Consider the following 18,280-nt stretch of genomic DNA (forward strand, 5'->3'; position numbering starts at 1 on the left):
CAGGCCGGCCCCGCCCCCGGCGCTCAGCCCTTGACGGAGCCCTCGGTGAGGCCGCCGCGCCAGAAGCGCTGCAGCACCAGGATGAGGATCGCCAGCGGGATCACCGAGAGCAGCGCGCCGCCCACGGTGAGCTGGTAGAACTCCGGCAGACGGTCCGTCTGCGCGCGCCAGTTGTCCAGGCCCAGGGTGATCGGGTAGAGCCGCTCGTCGGCCAGCATCACCAGGGGCAGGAAGTAGTTGTTCCAGATCGCGACGAACTGGAAAAGCACGATGGTCACGACCGCCGGGGTCAGCTGCGGCAGGGCCAGCCGGTGGAAGAGCCCGATCTCGCTGACGCCGTCGAGCCGGCCGGCCTCGAGCATCTCGTCCGGCACCGCCGCGCTCGCGTAGATCGAGGCGAGGAACAGTCCGAAGGGGCTCACGAGCGACGGGATCAGCACCGACCAGTAGGTGTTGGTCAGGCCCACCGAGCTGAACAGGAAGAACAGCGGCAGCGCCACCGCGGTGCCCGGCACCAGCACGCCGCCCAGCACGAAGCCGTAGACCAGGGAGCGCCCCCGGAAGCGGTACTTCGCCAGCGCATAGCCCGCGGCGACCGCGAAGTAGGTCGCGAGCAGCGAGCCGACGCCCGAGTAGAGCAGCGAGTTCAGCGCCCAGCGGGGGAAGATACCGCCGTTCGCGCTGAGCACGGCGCCGAGGTTCTCGAACAGCTGGAAGGTCGAGCCGAACCAGAAGCCGCTCGTGCCGAAGAGGTCCTCGGTGGACTTGGTGGCGTTGACGACCACCCAGTAAACGGGCACCAGGAAGTAGATCGCGACGATCGCCAGGATCGCGGTGACCAGGATCGTGGTGGTGGGCCGACGGCCCGCGTCGCGGGAGCCGGAGCGGGAGTCGTCGGCGGCGCGGCGGGGCGCGCCCGACGCCTTGGCCCTGTGGGTCTGCGTGGTGGTCATCGACGCTTCTCCGTCCAGTTCGAGATGCCGAGCGCCACGGCGGACAGCACGAAGGCAGAGACCGCGATGATGACGGCCTGCGCGGCCGCCATGCCGATGTCGTTGTACTGGAAGGCGAAGGCGTAGGCGGACATGTTCGGGGTGTACTCCGAGGTGATGCCGGAGCTCATGGTCTGCAGCAGCCGCGGCTCGGCGAAGAGCTGCAGGGTGCCGATGATCGAGAAGATGATCGTGAGCATGAGCGCGGGACGGATCAGCGGCAGCTGGATCGACAGCGCGACCCGCAGCGAGGAGGCGCCGTCGAGCTTGGCCGCCTCGTAGAGCTCACCGGGGATCGCCTTGAGCTGGGCGATGATGATGAGCATGTTGTAGCCCGTGTAGGTCCAGGTGACGATGTTCGCGATCGACCACAGCACCATGCTCGGGGCGAGGAAGTCGACGTCGATGCCGACGATAGCGAGGGTGTCCACGATCGGGCTGAGGCCCGGGATGTAGAGGAAGGACCACAGGATCGTCGCGATCACGCCGGGGATGCCGTAGGGCAGGAAGTAGGTCGCCCGGAAGAAGCCGGGCCACTTCGCCGAGGCGCTCTCGAGGAGCAGAGCGAGGATCGTGGCGGCGACGATCATGACCGTCACCTGCACCGCGCCGAAGAGCACCATGCGGCCCAGCGAGGCGATGAAGTTGACGTTCGACAGCGCCGCGATGTAGTTGTCGAGACCGGCGAACACGCTGGTCACGCCCGCTTCACCGAGGAGGCCGGAGCGCTCGACACGGGTGAAGGAGTACCCGATCGCCATGATGATCGGCACGACCATGGTCACGACGAACAGGACCAGGAAGGGCGCCATCAGCACCCAGGGAGCGGACTTCGCCTTCATCGTGCCTCCTCCGCGTTCAGGCCGATGGTGCGCATGATGTCGACGATCTCCGTCTGCGCGTCGGCGAACATGTCCGCCAGCGGCACCTCGCCGCTGACGGCCCTCGTCATGCCGTCCCCGATGATCGCCTGTGCGCGCTGCATGAGCGGCGCCCAGGTCCAGTCGAGGTTCTGGCCGGCGGCCATCGGGACGATGACCTCCTCGTTGTAGTTCTGGCCGGAGAAGAACTCCGAGGGCTGCATGCGGCTCTCGCCGATGTAGTCCGCGGCCGGGGACCAGCCGATGCCGGAGTACTGGATCATCGCGTCGATCCCCGCGGGGTCGGTGCACATCCAGGTGAGGAACTCGAGCGCCTCGGCGGGGTGCTTCGCGTTCGACAGGATCGCGGCGGAGGAGCCGCCGTGGCCGCCGGAGGCGTAGCCGTCGGGCCAGGTCGGCATCGGGGCGACCGCCCACTTGCCCTCGCCGCCGGGGACGGTGGCGTTCAGGGCGTCGGACCAGGAGCCCGAGATCGAGGCGAGCACGTTGCCGTCACCGGCCGCCGCGTACCAGGGCGTGGTGTAGGAGCCGTAGCCGGTGCCGACGATCCCGTCGGCGAAGATGCCGTCCCAGAACTCCGCCACGCGCATCGAGGCGTCGTCGGTCATGTCGACGATCCAGCCGTCGCCCTCGGGGCGGAACCACACCGCGCCGGACTGCATGACCCAGGCGATGGGGTGCGAGCCGTCGGAGGGGTCGAGGCTGATGAGGTTCTTGCCGGCCTCCTTCACGGAACCGGCCACCTCGCGGAAGTCGTCCCAGGTGGCGGGCACGGTCAGGCCCAGCTCCCCCTCGAGGACCTCACGGTTGTAGAAGGTCGCGACGGGGCCGGTGTCCTGCGGGACGCCCCAGAAGGAGTCGCCCACCTTGACCTGGCTGATCGCGCCCGGGTCGAACAGCGACTCCTGGTCGCCGAAGCCGTAGCGGGTGAGGTCCACGAGCGCGCCGGCGAGGGCGAACTCGGGGATCTGGCGCAGCTCGACCTGGGCGATGTCGGGGCCGCCGCCCGCGGCGACCGCGGAGAGGATCTTGGCGTAGCCGCCCGAGTTGCCACCGGGGATCCAGGTGGCCTCGACCGTGATCCGGTCCTGCGACGCGTTGAACACGTCGGCGACCTTCTGCAGGTCCTTCAGCCACGCCCAGTAGGTCACGGTGACCTTGCCGTCCGCGGCGGGGATGGTGGGCTCGGCGTTCACCGTGCCGTTGTTGGGCGGGGCGCAGGCGGCGAGCCCGGCGGCGAGCGCCGCTCCGGTCCCCACCAGCGCCGAGCGCCGCGACAGTCGTTGCCTCATCGCTCTCCTTGTCGTTCCTCATCATCGAGTCGTGTCTCGTCTCCGAGCGCCGCGAGCCTAACCGAGAAAAGTGACGGGGCACTATTTTCCACGTGAACGTTCCCGTCGACGTGAGCCGAGCCACGTCGAGGCGGGGCGGTCGGGCTGGAACGGATGCCCGCGCACGGTCCGGGCCCGTCGGCCGACCACCCTGCCCGTCCGCCCACCGACCGGCGCGCCGATACCACACGGCGGAGCATCTGTCCGGACCTTGAGGGAAGATGCCGCACGCGGCTCCTCGCCCGGTGGTAGCGTGACCCGCCGTCGGCGCTGGATTCCCCGTCAGCTCACCGCTGGCCCGGACCCGTCCCCTCCCCCTCTCCCCACTCTGAAGGATCTGATCATGGTCGACATCCGGCTGGATGCGCAGTGGATCGACTACGCGATCATCGCGTTGTACTTCGTCTTCGTGCTCGGAGTGGGGTGGTACGCCAAGCGCGGCGTCTCCAGCTCCATCGAGTTCTTCCTCTCCGGCCGCTCGCTGCCCGCGTGGGTCACGGGCCTGGCGTTCATCTCCGCGAACCTCGGCGCGGTCGAGATCATGGGCATGTCCGCCACGGGCGCCCAGTACGGCATGCCGACGATGCACTACTTCTGGGTCGGCGCGGTGCCCGCGATGCTGTTCCTCGGCGTCGTGATGATGCCGTTCTACTACGGCTCGAAGGTGCGCTCGGTCCCCGAGTTCATGCGGATGCGCTTCGGCACCGGCGCGCATCTGGTGAACTCGATCAGCTTCGCCGTCGCGCAGCTGCTCATCGCGGGCGTGAACCTGTCGCTGCTCGCGACGATCGTGAACCGGCTGCTGGGCTGGCCGATGTGGGTGGGGCTCGTCCTCGCTGCCGCGTTCGTGCTCTTCTACATCACCGTGGGCGGGCTCTCCGCCGCGATCTACAACGAGGTGCTGCAGTTCTTCGTGATCGTCGCGGCGCTGCTGCCGCTGACCCTGATCGGCCTGCACCGCGTGGGTGGCTGGAGCGGCCTGAAGGAGCGGGTCTCAGGTGACGGGGTGCTCGGCGCCGAGCAGCTGCACACCTGGCCCGGCCAGGCGCTCTCCGGCTTCGACAGCCCGGTGCTGTCCGTGATCGGCATCGTGTTCGGCCTCGGCTTCGTGCTGTCCTTCGGCTACTGGACCACGAACTTCGTCGAGGTGCAGCGCGCGATGGCGTCGAAGTCGATCACCGCGGCGCGGATGACGCCGATCATCGGCGCCTTCCCGAAGATGTTCATCCCGTTCATCGTGATCGTCCCCGGCATGCTCGCCGCGGTGCTGGTGGGCGAGCTGACCGAGTTCAAGCAGCTCGACCACGCGGGGGACGCCGCCGGCGCCGCCGCGACGGGCGTGAACTACAACGACGCGCTGCTGCTGCTGATGCGGGACGTGCTCCCCAACGGCCTGCTCGGCGTCGCGATCGCGGGCCTGCTCGCCGCGTTCATGGCCGGCATGGCCGCGAACATCTCCGCCTTCAACACGGTGGTCAGCTACGACCTGTACCAGCAGTACGTGAAGCAGGACGCGCCCGACGCCCACTACCTGAAGGTGGGCCGCGTCGCGACGCTCATGGCCTGCGTCATCGCGATCTTCACCGCGCTCATCGCCGGGCAGTTCTCCAATCTCATGGACTACCTGCAGACCCTCTTCGGGTTCTTCAACGCCCCGCTGTTCGCGACGTTCATCCTCGGCATGTTCTGGAAGCGGATGACCCCCGCCGCGGGCTGGACCGGCCTCGTCGCCGGCACCCTCTCGGCCGTCGCGCTGTGGGCCTCCTCCACCTTCTTCGGGCTGTTCGAGCTGCCCGGTCAGGGCCTCGCGTTCGTGAGCGCCGCGACCGCGTTCGTGGTCGACATCGTGGTCTCCGTGGTGGTCACCCAGTTCACTGCTCCGAAGCCGGTGCACGAGCTGAAGGGCCTCGTCTACTCCGAGACCCCGAAGGCCGACCTCGTCGACCCCGAGGAGAAGGACCTGCCGATCTGGCGCCGTCCCGTGCCGATGGCCGGCCTCGGCCTGGTCCTCGTCATCGTCCTGAACATCGTCTTCGCCTGAGCCGGGATCACCAGGAGCACACCATGAACACGCACAAGGGCACGACCCCCGAGCCGACCGACTCCCCCGACGTCCCCGCGGACGCCCACGTCGAGACCGCCGGCGCCTTCGACATCCGCACCTTCATCGGCACCCTGGTGGGGCTGTTCGGACTGATCCTCGTGGCGATGGGACTGTTCGCGTTCACGCCGCACGAGGCCGCGAAGACCGACGGGCTCAACGCCAACCTCTGGGCGGGCATCGCCATGGTGGTCGTCGCGATCCTCTTCTTCGTCTGGGCCAAGCTCGACCCGATCCGCATGATCGTGCGCGAGAACGAGGACGGCGCCGAGGAGCCGAAGGACATCGCGGCCCTCTGACCGGTCGGGGCCGCGGCCTCGCGCCCGGCATGCCCCCGCCGGGCGACGCCGAGGGGCAGACTGGACGGACCCGACGACGTTGGAGGTTCCCGTGCCCGACTTGCCCACCATCACCCCGGACCGCATCGCCGACCTGCTGGAGCGGGTGCCGCGCAGCTCCTTCGTGGACGGCGGCTTCCTCGGCGGGACCCCGTCGCTGGACGTCATCGACCCCGCGACGGGGCTGCCGCTGCTCGAGGTCGTGGACGCCGACGCCGCGACCGTCGGCCGCCGCGCGCTGGATGCCGCGGTCGCCGCGCAGGACGCGTGGGCGGCGACCCTCCCGCGGGGGCGCTCGGAGATCCTGCGCCGCGCCTACGAGCTGTGCCACGAGCGGGCCGACGACCTCGCGCTCGCGATGACCCTCGAGATGGGCAAGCCGCTCGCGGAGGCGTACGGCGAGGTCACGTACGGGGCCGAGTTCCTGCGCTGGTTCTCGGAGCAGGCGGTGCGGCAGCCGGGCGGGTTCCGGCAGGCGCCCAGCGCCGACCAGGCGATCCTCACCGTGGCGCGGCCCGTCGGCCCGGTCCTCGCGATCACGCCGTGGAACTTCCCGCTGTCGATGGGCACGCGGAAGATCGGTCCGGCGCTCGCGGCCGGATGCACCGTGGTGCTCAAGCCCGCGCAGGCCACGCCGCTGACGTCGCTGCTGCTGATGCGGATTCTGGCCGACGCCGGGGTGCCGGCCGGCGTCGTGAACTGCGTGGTCACCTCCGATGCGCGCGGCCTCTCCGAGACGCTGCTCGCCGATCCGCGGCTGCGGAAGGTGTCCTTCACCGGCTCGACCCCAGTGGGTCGCGGGCTGCTCGCCCAGGCCTCCGAGCATGTGCTGCGCACGTCGATGGAGCTCGGCGGGAACGCACCGTTCCTGGTGCTTCCGTCGGCCGACGTGACGACCGCCGTGGAGGCGGCGATGCCCGCGAAGTTCCGCAACAACGGCGAGGCGTGCACCGCCGCGAACCGCTTCTACGTGCACGCGTCGGTGGCGGCGGAGTTCACGGCGGCGCTCGTGGAGCGGGCGGCGGCGCTCCAGGTGGGGCCCGGGATCGACCCCGCGACGACACTCGGCCCGCTCCTCGACGAGGCGGGGCTCGCGAAGGTCGAGGAGCTGGTCGCCGACGCGGTCGAGCGCGGGGCGCGGGTGCTGGTGGGCGGGCGCCGGCCGACGGCCGAGGAGCTGCCGGACGGCTGCGCGGGCGGCATGTACTACCTGCCGACGGTGCTCGCCGACGTCCCGACCGACGCCCGCGTCACCCGGGAGGAGATCTTCGGGCCCGTCGCCCCGATCATCGTCATGGACGACGTGGACGAGATGGTCCGCGCCGCGAACGACACCGAGTTCGGGCTGATGAGCTACGTGATCGGGGAGGATCTGGGCGCGGTGACGGCCGCGGCGCGGCGGATCGAGTCGGGGATGGTCGCGGTGAACCTCGGGGTCGCGTCCGATGCGGCCGCCCCCTTCGGCGGGGTCAAGGAGTCGGGGCTCGGCCGCGAGGGATCCCACGAGGGGATGGCCGAGTACCTGGAGATGACGTACGTGCGCCTGCCCCTGTGAGCTCGGCGCCCGTCAGCGGTCGCGGCGCAGTGGGTCGTCCTCGGCGAAGGGCTCGTCCTCGAAGGCGTCCACGGGCTCGTCGACCTCGTCCAGCAGCTCCCGACCGTCCGGGAGCTCCTGATCGGTGAGCATCTCGTCCCCGGCGCGGTTGCCCTGCTCGGCGGCGGCCACGTCCTCCTCGCCCAGCTCGGCGGGCATGTCCGCGGCGTCGTCGCTGCGACCGGAGGCGTCCCGCTCCCGCTCCAACTCGAGGATCCGGTCGATGTTCTCGGTCCCGTCGGGGCCGGTGACGTCCTCGCGCGGGGTGTCGGTGCCGTTAGCGGACGGGTCGTAGGGGTTCTCCGTCATGGCGATGCTCCTTCTCATGGTCACTGCGGCGGGGCCGGATGCGTCCCGCCGTGTGCCCCGACCCTACGGGGTCGCCGCGGGTGGCGTCAGGCGCTCTCCTCCAGGGTCACGGTGCGGGTGGTGCCGTCGGCCAGGGTGATCGTCGCCGGGACGACGGGGTGCGGGTCGGAGTCGTCCTCGATCGGCCACCAGGCGGCGAATCGGCCGTCCGCGACGCTCGCCTCCACCGGGCCCCTCTCCGTGTCCAGGACCAGGCGCGTCACGTCCTCGCCTACGTGCCCGGAGATGGCGGTGGACCCTTCGGCCTGCCAGCCGTTCTGCGGCATGGCCTCCTGGAACGACGTCTGCACGAACCCCACCACGACGTCGTCGGCACCGGGTGCCGCCGCGGGCGGCTCCTCCAGCGAGGTCATACCCCCGATCGGCTCCCGCCCATCGATGAGGGTGGCGGTGCACAGCAGTTCCCGCCCGTCCTCGTCGCCCGCCAGGACCAGGGTCGTGCTCCCGCGCTGCTCCTGCAGGAGCGGCCGCAGCCGATCGGACTCCACGCGCCACCAGCGCGCGCACTGCTGCACGCCCGGGGCATCCACGGCGACCGGGTCGCCGACCGGGGTCCAGCCGGCGGAGGCGGTCGGCGGACGGATCAGGTCGACGGCGACCACCGCCGTCGTGACCACGAGGGCCGCGGCGGCGAGAGCGAGGAGACCCCGTCGGCGCAGCGGATGCCGACGCGACCCCGCCCGGGGTCGGGTGTCGTCGGCATCCGCGGAGCGCGGGTCCGAAGCCTCCGGCTCCCGGCGCGTGGTGGCGAGGATCCGCCGGAGATCGGCCTCGGCCCGCTGCTCGCGACCAGCGTGCTGGGGAGGGGCGGGGTCGAGGGAGCGCAGCGCGGTCTCGATCTCGGTGGTCGTCATCGGGTGGCCTCCCAGGTGGTGTCGACGGACGGGGCGGGTCGCGCGGGGTGGGCGGGCGGCGCGGGGCGCGCGGGCGGCGCGGGGCGCGCGGGCGGCGCGGGGTGCGGGGGCGGCCCGTCCTCGACGAGGCGGCGCAGCCTCCGGCGGGCGCGGGACACGCGCAGCCGGTAGGCGACCGCCGTGGTGCCGAGCACGCGAGCAGCCTGCGCGGACGTGAGATCGTCCAGGACGGCGAGCGCGATGACCTCCTGCTCGCCGTCCGTGAGATGGCGCCAGGCCCGGGCGACGTCGAGCCGCAACGTCGCGGCATCGTCCTCCGGGTGGGGTGTCGTCGACTCCGCGTCGGCCAGGCGCACGCCCAGGGCATCGCGACGGCGGTCGCTGCGTCGACCGTTGGCGAGGGTGCCGCGGGCGATGCCGAACAGCCAGGCTCGGGAGTCGCCGCGATCCTCGGGCAGGTCCTCGAAACGCCGCCAGGCCGCGAGGAAGGCCTCTGCGACCACGTCCTCCGCCCCGCTCTCCCCGTGGCGGCGGCGCACGAAGCGGAGGACGTCGGCGTACGTTTCGCCGTACAACGCGGTGAAGTGCTGGGCGGGATCGGGTCGGGGCGGCGTGCTCACATCCTCTTCCTGTCCGGCAGCGCACGAGGTGTGTCACGCAACCTCGACGGCCGTCTGCTCTGGTGCTCGAGCCGACGGCCGCGCGCCGTGCTCCCTCGAGCGGGAGCACAGCGCGCGGGTGCGGGGGTCGGGGCGCGGTGGGGCGCGTCCGTCGGCCGGACCGACGGGGGGCCGGACCGATGGGCGCCGGGACCGACGGGCGCCGGGACCGATGGGCGCAGGGCCGCGCCCGGCGGGGTCAGGCGCCCTGGTGCCCGCCGAAGTCGTCCGGGTTGCCGCCGCGACGACCCGCCTCACCCTTGTGCAGCGCGGTGATCGCGGCGATCTGCTCCTCGGTGAGCGTGACCTCGAGGGAGGCGAAGTTGGCGGCGATGCGCTCCGGGGTCACGGACTTCGGGATCACCACGTTGCCGAGCGCGAGGTTCCAGGCGAGCACCACCTGGGCGGTGGTGGCGCCGACGGCCTCGGCGATCTCGGCGATCATCGGGTCCTCGAGCTCGCCGCCGCCCTGACCCAGCGGCGACCAGGACTCGGTGACGATGTTCTTCTCCGCGTGGTACTCGCGCAGCTCGGGCTGGTTGAAGTACGGGTGTAGTTCGATCTGGTTGATGACCGGCACGATCCCGGTGGCGTGCTCGATCTTCTCGAGGTCCTCGCGGCGGAAGTTGGAGACGCCGATGGAACGGATGCGGCCCTGCTCGTGGAGCTCGGTGAGTGCCTTCCAGGTCTCGACGGCGAGGCCCTTGGACGGCGCCGGCCAGTGGATCAGGTACAGGTCGAGGACGTCGAGGCCGAGGTCGCTCATGCTCGCGTCGAAGGAGCGCAGGGTCGCGTCGCGGCCCTGGTCCTGGTTGGGGACCTTCGAGGTCACGAAGACGTCGTCCCGGGGAAGTCCCGAGCGTCGCAGCGCCTCACCGACGCCGGCCTCGTTGTTGTAGCCGCGGGCGGTGTCGATGTGGCGGTACCCGGTCTCGAGGGCGGTCACCACGACGTCGGCGGCCTCCTCGTTCGAGACCTGCCAGACGCCGAAGCCCAGCTGGGGGATCGAGCGGCCGTCATGGAAGCTGAGGCGGGGAGAGACAGTCATGATGCTCCTTGGGTGGGAGGTCCGCGGCAGCTCCGCGGGCGGACGACGGGATCCAGGCTAGCGCTTGCCCCGGTGGTGCGGGATGGAGAGTCGAGCGGTGTCGGGGGATGGGGCGGACAGGGACGGGTCCGGACGCGCGCGACGACGGACGGGTTGACGGTGGGGCCGGGTCAGTGCGACTCGCGCGGAACGTCCGATCCGCTCGAGCCGACGAGGAAGTCGAGGTCGGCACCGGTATCGGCCTGCAGGACGTGATCGACGTAGAGCCGTTCCCAGCCGCGCTCGGGACTCGCGAAAGCCGAGGTCATGGCCTCGGACGGAACTCGAGCGGCCAGCTCCTCGGCGCTGAGCTCGACGTCGAGTCGGCGGGCCGGCACGTCCAGCACGATCCAGTCGCCGGTGCGGACCAGGCCGAGGGGACCACCTGCGGCGGCCTCCGGGGCGACATGCAGGACGACGGTGCCGTAGGCGGTGCCGGACATGCGGCCGTCGCAGATGCGGACCATGTCCCGCACCCCCTGCTCGAGCAGCTTCGGGGGCAGCGGCATGTTCGAGACCTCGGGCATGCCCGGATACCCCTTCGGTCCACAGCCGCGCAGGATCATGACCGTGGAGGCGTCGACCTCGAGATCCGGATCGTCGATGCGGGCGTGGAAGTCCTCGATGCTGTCGAAGACGAGCGCCCTGCCCCGGTGCTGCAGCAGCTCGGGCGAGGCGGCGGCGGGCTTGATGATCGCGCCGTCGGGGGCGAGGTTCCCCCGGAGCAGCGCGATGCCCGCGTCCTCCTGGAGCGGCGCGCTGCGTGGGGTGATCACTTCTGGGTCCCAGATCTCCGCACCCTCGAGATGCTCGACCAAGGGCCGGCCCGTGATGGTGAGCGCCTCGGGATCCAGCAGGTCCTGCACCTCGCGGAGCACCGCGAGCAGGCCACCGGCACGGAAGAGGTCCTCCATGAGGTGCCGGCCCGCGGGCTGCAGGTCGACCAGCAGCGGCACCCTCGCACCGATCCGGTCGAAGTCCTCGACGCTCAGCTCGATGCCGAGTCGTCCGGCGATCGCGAGCAGGTGCACCACGGCGTTGGTGGAGCCGCCGATCGCGGCGAGGGCCACGATCGCGTTGTGGAAGGAGCCCTTGGTGAGGAAGGAGGACGGAGTGCGCCCCTCGCGCACGAGGTCCACGGCGAGACGACCGGTGAGCTGGGCCGCCTCGTTCAACCGGGCGTCGGCCGCGGGCGTGCCGGCGATCCCGGGGACTATCGTGCCCAGCGCCTCGGCGACCAGCGCCATCGTCGAGGCGGTGCCCATCGTGTTGCAGTGACCGGCGCTGCGGATCATCGCGGACTCGGAGCGGGTGAAGTCCTCCTGGGAGAGGGTCCCTGCCCGAACCTCCTCGCTGAGCTTCCAGACGCCCGTGCCGCACCCGAGCCGCTCCCCCCGGAAGGTGCCGTTGAGCATCGGTCCGCCCGGGATCACGACCGCCGGGATGTCCACGCTCGCCGCGGCCATGAGCAGGGACGGGATGGTCTTGTCGCATCCGCCCAGGAGGACGACGCCGTCGACGGGGTTCGCACGGAGCATCTCCTCGATGCTCATGGCGGCCATGTTCCGCCAGAGCATCGCCGTGGGTCGCACGTTGGTCTCGCCGAGCGAGGTGACCGGCAGCTCGAGGGGCACTCCTCCGGCCTCCAGCACGCCGTTCTTCACGAACTGGGCGACGCCGGTGAGGTGCGCATTGCAGGGGGTGAGGTCGCTCGCGGTGTTCGCGATCGCGATCTGGGGGCGGCCGCGGAAGGCGTCGTCGGGCACGCCGCGCCGCATCCAGGCCCGATGGATGTAGCCGTTGCGGTCCTCGCCCCCGTACCACTGGCTGCTGCGGAGCTCCATTGCCGTTCCCCTCATCATCGATCGGGCCTACGCTCGGAAACATCATGGATCCTATGTCATTTCGTTCCAGCGCCTCGAGGGGTCCGGCGGTCGGGATGACGTTCGAGGGGGAACGACGATGCGCGCACTGGTGATCACGGGACCGGGTCGGGCCGAGGTGCAGGAGGTCGACCCGCCCACCGCCGCCCCCGGCGAGGTCGTGGTCGAGGTGGAGCGCGCCGGGATCTGCGGCACCGATGCGGAGATCTTCAGCGGCCACATGTCCTACCTCGAACAGGGGGTCTCCCGCTTTCCGATGCGGATCGGGCACGAGTGGTGCGGGCGGGTGAGCGCCGTCGGCACCGGCGTCGATCCGGGGTGGCTGGACCGGCGGGTCATGGGAGACACCATGCTCGGCTGCGGATCGTGCCGACGCTGCCGCCGCGGCCATCGGCACGTCTGCGCCGCGCGCGAGGAGGTCGGGATCCGCGGAGCCCGCGCCGGTGCCCTCGCCGAGCAGCTCGCCGTGCCCGCGAGCTCGTTGCACGCCCTGCCGGATGCGGTGGGGCCGACGTCGGGGGCGCTGGTCGAGCCGGGCGGGAACGCGCTGCGCGCCGTGCAGGGCGCACAGCTCTCCGACGGGGACCGCGTGCTGATCATGGGACCGGGGACGATCGGCCTGCTCAGTACCCTCTTCGCCCGCGCCACGGGGGCCGAGGTCCATGTGCTGGGCCTCCCCGGCCCGCACCTCGAGCTCGCGCGCACCCTCGGCCTCGACGGGGTCTGGGACGACGCGACGCTGCCCGATCTCCCCTGGGACGCGGTGATCGACGCGGCGGGCGCCCCGCTCCTGCCCGCCCGCGCCGTGGAACTCGTCGAGCCCGGAGGCCGGGCGGTGTTCATCGGCCTTGCCGGCACACCGACCCCGGTGGACTCGCGCGAGCTGGTCCTCGCGGACGTCACGGCGGTCGGAGTGCTCAGCGCCTCCCCCGCCCTCGAGGAGACGATCGCGGCCTATGCCTCGGGCACCGTCGACCCGTGCCCGATCGTGGGCAGCACCATCGCGCTGGAGGAGGTCCCGGACGTCCTCGCCGCGACGCCGGGACGAGGGCGGGAGGGCGCCGAGCCGCGCCGCGGGCCGACGACCGCGCCGGCGAGGCCACGCGGCCCGAAGGTGCACATCGACCCTCACTTGTGACGCGGCTCGCGCCGGGCGCTCTGAGCGCGCCGTGTGCTGGCTGATCTGAAGGGACATGGGCGCCATCATGCCCGCTCGAGCGCGCCAGAGGAAGGGTTCTCGGCGATCGATTGCACGAACGATTCCTCCCCAGATCATGGTTTTCCACAATGGACTGATATGCGGCTCATATGTCGCATCCAACGTGTATTACGCGGGGCGCGCACGGGGCGCGCACGTGCTGCGCGATCACCCGTCGTGGCACCCTCCGCTCGGAGATGTCGGAGCATCCTGCGTGCCGCGACACGTCCATGGCCTGGGCGTCTGGTGCGCTGACCATCGCGTCGACGTCCCCGCTCCCGCGCGCATCACCACCGACTCCCCCGCCCTGAACCGCCAGGAGGTTCCCGCCCGCGGCGCGAACCGTTCCTCCCCACTCTCGGTTTTCCACATTTTCATCCCCATGTTCGCGCAGGGGTTCCCTCACCCTCAGGCATCGAATAGCGTTGTCACATCTCCCCGGAATTCCGGGGGCGTCGACGGCGAGATGGGACGGGGGATTCCAGGACATGTCCGCAGTGATCACCGCAGAGCTCCCCCGCGAGCTGAGGCCCTGGCCCGTCCGCGCCCGCCGGCCCCTCACCCCTGAGGCCGTCCGGGCCTCTGCGCTGGTCGACAGCGCGCACGAAGCCGACCCGGTCGTCACCGCGCACGCGCAGCAGGCCGTGACCATCCATGACACCTCTCGGGAGCGGACCCGGCTCTACGCGCGCCAGCTCGCGGAGGTCGCGCAGTTCCTGCAGGAGGACCCTGACGTCAGCGACCCGAGCGACGATCTCGACCTGATCGCGATGAAGCTGGCCACCGCCCTGCGGGTGTCCGCCTCCCAGGCGGCCGGCAGGGTCCGGGACGCGCACCGCGCCGTCACCGTCATGCCGGGCACCTTCGAGCAGCTGACCACCGGGGACCTCCCGGAGGACTGGCATCGGACTCTGCTCCGGCGGCTCGCGGGCATGAGCGATGCGCAGGCCGCCGCGATCGACGCCGTGGTCGCGACCTGGGAGGTCGCCTCCATCTCGCGCTCCCAGTTCGATCGGCATCTCGGTCTCGCGATCAGCCTCATCCTCTCCGAGGTCCCCGAACCCGCGCGCACGCCGGAGCGGGACGTGTCCGTGCAGATCGGTCCTGTCCCCGAGGGGACGGCGACTCTCTCGGTGACGGGGCCGATGCTGGAGATCCTCGCCCTGTCGCATCGGCTCGACGCCGCCGCGCGCACGGTCCAGGCGGCCCAGCGCAAGCAGCTCGCCGAGCAGCCCGGGGAGGCACTTCCCTTCGACCCGGACGGCACGGCGCTGGAGAACGGTCGGGCCCTGTCCCTCGCGACGCTGCGCTATCTCGTCCTGACCCATTCCCTGCTGCACCACGAGCCCGTCGAAGCTCCCCGGACCGCGTTCACCCTCTTCGTGACCGTCCCGGCCATGACCCTGCTCGGTGCGAGCGACGCCCCGGGGATGCTCGAGGGCCGCACTCCGATCCCCGCGGACCAGGCCCGCTTCCTGGCCGCCGGGCAGCCGGAGTGGCACCGCCTGCTCACCGACCCGATCAGCGGCGCGTACCTCGACGCTCCCACCACGAGATACACGCCCACCGCGGCCCAGCGCACACAGCTCCGGTTGAGACATCCCGTCTGCGCGGCGCCGGGCTGCACGCATTCCACGGTTCTCGCCTCCGAGGATGACCACATCGAGGAGTTCGATCACCGTGACCCGGCGCGTGGAGGACCGACCACGCTCGAGAATCTCCATCGCCTCTGCTGGCGACACCACCAGCTCAAGACAGTCGGGCGCCTCGATCCCACACGCGAGGCCGGGGCGACTCGCGACCCTTCTGCCGCCGAGCCCTCCGATCCACGCGCCTGCCCGGGCGCGGGGACCGGTCCTCCCGAGCTGTGTCGCCGAGAGCCCGCCGTCACCCGGTGGACCCTCGACGGAGCCCACACGTCCTGGACCCTCGAGCACACCGACATGACCACCCCGCTTCTCGCCGCGGCGCTCGAACGACGCTGGGCGGAGCACCTCGCGGAGCGGGCGGCCGCGGCGGCGCGGGCGGGTGCCCTGCCCGGGGACGGCGGAGCGGTGGACCCCTGCGGGTCGGTGTGCCCGTCCGATCCCGGGCCACCGCCCTTCTGAGCGACCCGGCCCCGGCCGCCGCGCAGATCGGGGGTCAGGCCGGAGATCAGCCTGGAGCTCAGGCCGGGGCGCAGACCCCGAGGGAGACCGGGCGGCTCGAGGGATCGGACTGCAGCCAGCGCTTCAGTTCGACGGGGCGCACGTCGTGGTCGTCGAGACGGTCCAGAGGCAGCCACTCGGTGCCGTCCTGGCCGGCGTCGGGATCGGTGCCCAGCCCCGGCTCCTCCCCCTCGGCGAGGTCGCACCAGTACGCGATGTTCACCTGATGGAACAGCGGGATGGGAGCGCCGTCCCGGTAGCGGCGCTCGGTGAGGATCTCGAAAAGGCAGGCCATCTGATGCACTTCGACCGTCGCACCGATCTCCTCCCGGCACTCGCGGATCAGCGCCGCGACCTGATCCTCTCCGTGCTCCTGACCGCCCCCGGGCAGGGCGAGCACCACGTGCCCGTCCGCATCCGTATAGCGATTCATCAGCACCTGGCGATCGCGCACCACCAGCGCCTTCACCCCGACCCTCGGACCCCTCACGCGGTCTCCCCCTCCAGCAGCTCTCCTGCGCACCGGCGCAGCCCGTCCTCGTCCTCCGCCTGCAGCAGCCGCCCCACGGCATCCTCCGAGCGGAGCACGCCCATCAGGCGCTGCAGCGCCCGCAGATGCGACGCCGCGTCGGTCAGCAGCGGCATCGCCACGACGCGCACTCCCACGGTGCCCTCGCCGCCCATCTCCCCGAAGTCCACGGGGCCAGCGAGCGTGGCGAGGGCCAGACCCGGCCGACGCACCAGCGCCGGATCGGCATGCGGGATCGCGGTCGGGATCGGCGTCGGCAGGCCCGTCGGGTACTGCCGCTCCCGCTCCCGCAGCGCCTCCGGGAAGTCGACGGTCACCGCCCCCTCCTCCAGCAGCCGCGCGGCGAGCGAGCGGAGCGCATCCTCCGCATCGCCCACCTCGAGGTGCGCCACCACCACGATCAGCTCCAGCTCCTCGGCCATGCCGCCTCCCTCGTCGTCGTCACGGATTCTGTCACCCCGGTGCGTAGGCTGGGCCGACCCGCCCAGAACGAGGAGGCCCGCATGCCCGCACCCCGCGACACCTCCGTGATCGTGCGGGCCGCCCGCCTGTACTACGAGCAGGGACGTTCCCAGACAGAGGTCGCCGCCGAGCTGGGCCTCTCCCGCTCCAACGTCTCCCGCATCCTCACCCAGGCTCGGGACCGGGGCATCGTCGAGATCAGCATCCACGACCCCGAAGGTCCGCCGCGCCGGGACGACGCCCTCGAGGCCTCCCTGCGCGCCGCCTTCGGTCTGCAGGAGGCGTACGTCGTCTCCGCCCCGCGCACCTCCGCGATGGAGTCGGTCGCACGCCAGGGCGCCGCCGTGATCACCGACCGCGCCGCGCAGGTCTCGAGCCTCGGAGTCTCCTGGGGGCAGACGGTCCAGAACGTGGTCGCGGAGCTCGAGACGCTCCACCTGCGGCCCCGCCCCCGTGTCCTTCCGCTGGTCGGCGGCCACAGCGCCCTGGACCAGTTCGACTCCGGCGACTCGGTGCTGCGCGTCCTCGCCTCTCGCCTCGGATCGCGCCCCGAGACGCTCTACGCTCCCGCCATCCTCGAATCCGCGACGGCGCTCGCCACACTGCGAGCCGAGTCCAGCATCGGCAGCGTGCTGGCCGACGCCGCCCGCGTGGAGCTGGCCGTGGTCGGCATCGGCTCCGCGGGCGTGCACTCCTCCCCGCACATCGTCGAGCTGATGCGCCTGGACGACGCCGAGCGGGCGGCGTTCGACGCGCAGCAGCCCGTGGGCGATGTGTGCGGGCGGTTCGTCAACGCCCACGGCGAGCCGCTCGGCGCCCCCTCGGATCAGCGTGTCCTCGCAGTTACCTTCGACCAGCTGCTGCGCATCCCCGAGGTGCTCGGCGTCGCCGCTGGTGCGGAGAAGGCTCCCGGTGTGCTCGGTGTGCTGCGCAGCGGCGCGATCGACACCGTGGTCGTCGACACCGACCTCGCGCGGGAGGTGCTCTCCCGCCTGTGATCAGTCGCGGCCGGTCAGCAGCCGGCCGAAGCGCTCGGTCAGCTCACGATCCACCGGCAGCTCCGCCTCGTCCAGATGCGTCAGAGGAGCGGCGAGACGGCTCGAGGAGAGCAGCCACGCCCCGTCGGAGCCGGCGACGTCCGCGACGGTCATCAGCTCCTCGCGGGCAGACCGTCCCTCGGCCTGCAGTGCCGCGAAGAGGGTGCCGACGCTGGTCCCCGGCAGCACACCGGCGCTCACCGGGGTGGTCAGGAAGTCCTCGCCCCGGCGGACCAGGAGGGTCGAGGTCGGCCCCTCGAGGACGTACCCGTCCGTGGCCACGAACAGGACGTCCCGGGCGCCGCGGCGCACCGCCTCGCGGGTCGCGGCCATGTTCACCGCATAGGACAGCGACTTCGCGCCGGCCAGCAGCCAGGGGCTGGTCCGGGGCGCAGTCGTCGCCAGTCCCCGGTCCAGGGTGATCACGCGCATCCCGGCGCGATGGGAGGACCAGTCGTCGGCCGCGCGGGCGTGGACCCAGGCGGTCGGCTCGCCGGAGCCCTCCACGCCGCGCGAGACGATCACCCGCACGGTGAGCTCCGCGACCGGGTCGTGGGCCGCGATCGCCGCCTCCATCGCCGCGGAAAGCTCCTCACGCGCGGGGAGCGGCAGATCCATCATCCGGGCGCTGCGCTCGAGGCGGTCCAGGTGCGGGCCGACGTTCACGGCGCGCCCGTCGAACACGCCGATGGTCTCGAAGACACCGTCACCGCGGGTGGCCGCGAGGTCCGTGACCAGCAGTGCCGGGGCGGCAGGATCCGCAGGACGGGAACCGGGGACGAAGATCAGGACGGGGCTGTGCACGGACATGCCGACCA

17 protein-coding genes are annotated in these 18,280 nt (G+C 71.6%); 6 read left to right on the plus strand and 11 right to left on the minus strand.

The annotated features are described in order from the left end of the window. Positions 1-23: 23 nt before the first annotated feature. Genes V1260_RS04315 through V1260_RS04325 form a run of 3 tightly spaced genes read right to left on the minus strand, consistent with a single transcriptional unit; the run spans position 24 to position 3,165 of the window. On the minus strand, positions 24-953 hold the full coding sequence (locus tag V1260_RS04315) for a carbohydrate ABC transporter permease (protein WP_329745565.1): 930 nt from the start codon (positions 951-953) through the stop codon (positions 24-26). Continuing rightward, positions 950-1,834, minus strand: a complete 885-nt coding sequence (locus V1260_RS04320; RefSeq protein ID WP_329745566.1) for a carbohydrate ABC transporter permease — start codon at positions 1,832-1,834, stop codon at positions 950-952. The genes V1260_RS04315 and V1260_RS04320 overlap by 4 nt, the downstream gene beginning before the upstream one ends. Continuing rightward, a complete protein-coding gene (locus V1260_RS04325; protein ID WP_329745567.1) occupies positions 1,831-3,165 on the minus strand; it encodes an ABC transporter substrate-binding protein in 1,335 nt (444 codons plus the stop codon). Before V1260_RS04325 ends, V1260_RS04320 begins: the two co-directional genes overlap by 4 nt. A gap of 382 nt (positions 3,166-3,547) precedes the next feature. Here V1260_RS04325 and V1260_RS04330 point away from each other — a divergent pair, with 382 nt between their 5' ends. From V1260_RS04330 to V1260_RS04340, 3 genes are all read left to right on the plus strand, one after another. Further along, positions 3,548-5,245, plus strand: coding sequence for a sodium:solute symporter family protein (locus tag V1260_RS04330; protein WP_329745568.1), 1,698 nt, complete (start codon positions 3,548-3,550; stop codon positions 5,243-5,245). A gap of 23 nt (positions 5,246-5,268) precedes the next feature. After that, positions 5,269-5,604, plus strand: a complete 336-nt coding sequence (locus tag V1260_RS04335; RefSeq protein ID WP_329745569.1) for a hypothetical protein — start codon at positions 5,269-5,271, stop codon at positions 5,602-5,604. A gap of 91 nt (positions 5,605-5,695) precedes the next feature. Continuing rightward, positions 5,696-7,198 carry an NAD-dependent succinate-semialdehyde dehydrogenase gene (locus tag V1260_RS04340; protein ID WP_329745570.1) on the plus strand — a complete coding sequence of 501 codons (1,503 nt, stop codon included), beginning with the start codon at positions 5,696-5,698 and terminating at the stop codon, positions 7,196-7,198. Positions 7,199-7,210: 12 nt separating this feature from the next. Here the strand turns inward: V1260_RS04340 and V1260_RS04345 are convergent, their stop codons facing one another. The 5 genes from V1260_RS04345 to V1260_RS04365 all read right to left on the minus strand — a co-directional run bounded on the left by V1260_RS04345 (position 7,211) and on the right by V1260_RS04365 (position 12,050). After that, complete coding sequence (locus tag V1260_RS04345; protein ID WP_329745571.1) at positions 7,211-7,546, minus strand: hypothetical protein; 336 nt, start codon at positions 7,544-7,546, stop codon at positions 7,211-7,213. Between the two features lie 86 nt (positions 7,547-7,632). Beyond that, positions 7,633-8,460 carry a hypothetical protein gene (locus tag V1260_RS04350; RefSeq protein WP_329745572.1) on the minus strand — a complete coding sequence of 276 codons (828 nt, stop codon included), beginning with the start codon at positions 8,458-8,460 and terminating at the stop codon, positions 7,633-7,635. Beyond that, positions 8,457-9,080, minus strand: coding sequence for an RNA polymerase sigma factor (locus V1260_RS04355; RefSeq protein WP_329745573.1), 624 nt, complete (start codon positions 9,078-9,080; stop codon positions 8,457-8,459). Before V1260_RS04355 ends, V1260_RS04350 begins: the two co-directional genes overlap by 4 nt. Before the next feature lie 238 nt (positions 9,081-9,318). Next, positions 9,319-10,167 carry an aldo/keto reductase gene (locus V1260_RS04360; protein WP_329745574.1) on the minus strand — a complete coding sequence of 283 codons (849 nt, stop codon included), beginning with the start codon at positions 10,165-10,167 and terminating at the stop codon, positions 9,319-9,321. Between the two features lie 170 nt (positions 10,168-10,337). Continuing rightward, a complete protein-coding gene (locus V1260_RS04365) occupies positions 10,338-12,050 on the minus strand; it encodes an IlvD/Edd family dehydratase (protein WP_329745575.1) in 1,713 nt (570 codons plus the stop codon). A gap of 118 nt (positions 12,051-12,168) precedes the next feature. Between V1260_RS04365 and V1260_RS04370 the strand changes: the two genes are divergently transcribed. Both V1260_RS04370 and V1260_RS04375 read left to right on the plus strand, forming a co-directional pair. Continuing rightward, complete coding sequence (locus V1260_RS04370; RefSeq protein WP_329745576.1) at positions 12,169-13,227, plus strand: zinc-dependent alcohol dehydrogenase; 1,059 nt, start codon at positions 12,169-12,171, stop codon at positions 13,225-13,227. 548 nt (positions 13,228-13,775) lie between these two features. Continuing rightward, positions 13,776-15,395, plus strand: coding sequence for an HNH endonuclease signature motif containing protein (locus V1260_RS04375; protein ID WP_329745577.1), 1,620 nt, complete (start codon positions 13,776-13,778; stop codon positions 15,393-15,395). Positions 15,396-15,453: 58 nt separating this feature from the next. Here the strand turns inward: V1260_RS04375 and V1260_RS04380 are convergent, their stop codons facing one another. Then, positions 15,454-15,924: an NUDIX domain-containing protein gene (locus V1260_RS04380; RefSeq protein WP_329745578.1), complete on the minus strand. Its 471-nt coding sequence runs from the start codon at positions 15,922-15,924 to the stop codon at positions 15,454-15,456. After that, a complete protein-coding gene (locus V1260_RS04385) occupies positions 15,921-16,385 on the minus strand; it encodes a PTS sugar transporter subunit IIA (RefSeq protein WP_329745579.1) in 465 nt (154 codons plus the stop codon). Before V1260_RS04385 ends, V1260_RS04380 begins: the two co-directional genes overlap by 4 nt. Before the next feature lie 81 nt (positions 16,386-16,466). Here V1260_RS04385 and V1260_RS04390 point away from each other — a divergent pair, with 81 nt between their 5' ends. Then, positions 16,467-17,423, plus strand: coding sequence for a sugar-binding transcriptional regulator (locus V1260_RS04390; protein ID WP_329745580.1), 957 nt, complete (start codon positions 16,467-16,469; stop codon positions 17,421-17,423). On the opposite strand, the gene V1260_RS04395 is transcribed toward V1260_RS04390, so the two are convergent. After that, positions 17,424-18,272 (minus strand): aminotransferase class IV, encoded by an 849-nt coding sequence (locus V1260_RS04395; protein ID WP_329745581.1) that lies wholly within the window; start codon positions 18,270-18,272, stop codon positions 17,424-17,426. Between the last annotated feature and the right edge of the window lie 8 nt (positions 18,273-18,280).

The sequence above is a fragment of the Brachybacterium sp. J144 genome (assembly GCF_036321705.1).
In the GTDB taxonomy this organism is placed as follows: Bacteria; Actinomycetota; Actinomycetes; order Actinomycetales; family Dermabacteraceae; genus Brachybacterium.

Bases quoted from the DNA above. Each gene is read 5' to 3' on its own strand.
- V1260_RS04350 (WP_329745572.1), bottom strand. From the start codon at position 8,460: ATGACGACCACCGAGATCGAGACCGCGCTGCGCTCCCTCGACCCCGCC.
- V1260_RS04365 (WP_329745575.1), bottom strand. From the start codon at position 12,050: ATGGAGCTCCGCAGCAGCCAGTGGTACGGGGGCGAGGACCGCAACGGC.
- V1260_RS04325 (WP_329745567.1), bottom strand. From the start codon at position 3,165: ATGAGGCAACGACTGTCGCGGCGCTCGGCGCTGGTGGGGACCGGAGCG.
- V1260_RS04330 (WP_329745568.1), top strand. From the start codon at position 3,548: ATGGTCGACATCCGGCTGGATGCGCAGTGGATCGACTACGCGATCATC.
- V1260_RS04360 (WP_329745574.1), bottom strand. From the start codon at position 10,167: ATGACTGTCTCTCCCCGCCTCAGCTTCCATGACGGCCGCTCGATCCCC.
- V1260_RS04385 (WP_329745579.1), bottom strand. From the start codon at position 16,385: ATGGCCGAGGAGCTGGAGCTGATCGTGGTGGTGGCGCACCTCGAGGTG.
- V1260_RS04335 (WP_329745569.1), top strand. From the start codon at position 5,269: ATGAACACGCACAAGGGCACGACCCCCGAGCCGACCGACTCCCCCGAC.
- V1260_RS04395 (WP_329745581.1), bottom strand. From the start codon at position 18,272: ATGTCCGTGCACAGCCCCGTCCTGATCTTCGTCCCCGGTTCCCGTCCT.
- V1260_RS04390 (WP_329745580.1), top strand. From the start codon at position 16,467: ATGCCCGCACCCCGCGACACCTCCGTGATCGTGCGGGCCGCCCGCCTG.
- V1260_RS04375 (WP_329745577.1), top strand. From the start codon at position 13,776: ATGTCCGCAGTGATCACCGCAGAGCTCCCCCGCGAGCTGAGGCCCTGG.
- V1260_RS04345 (WP_329745571.1), bottom strand. From the start codon at position 7,546: ATGACGGAGAACCCCTACGACCCGTCCGCTAACGGCACCGACACCCCG.
- V1260_RS04315 (WP_329745565.1), bottom strand. From the start codon at position 953: ATGACCACCACGCAGACCCACAGGGCCAAGGCGTCGGGCGCGCCCCGC.
- V1260_RS04370 (WP_329745576.1), top strand. From the start codon at position 12,169: ATGCGCGCACTGGTGATCACGGGACCGGGTCGGGCCGAGGTGCAGGAG.
- V1260_RS04320 (WP_329745566.1), bottom strand. From the start codon at position 1,834: ATGAAGGCGAAGTCCGCTCCCTGGGTGCTGATGGCGCCCTTCCTGGTC.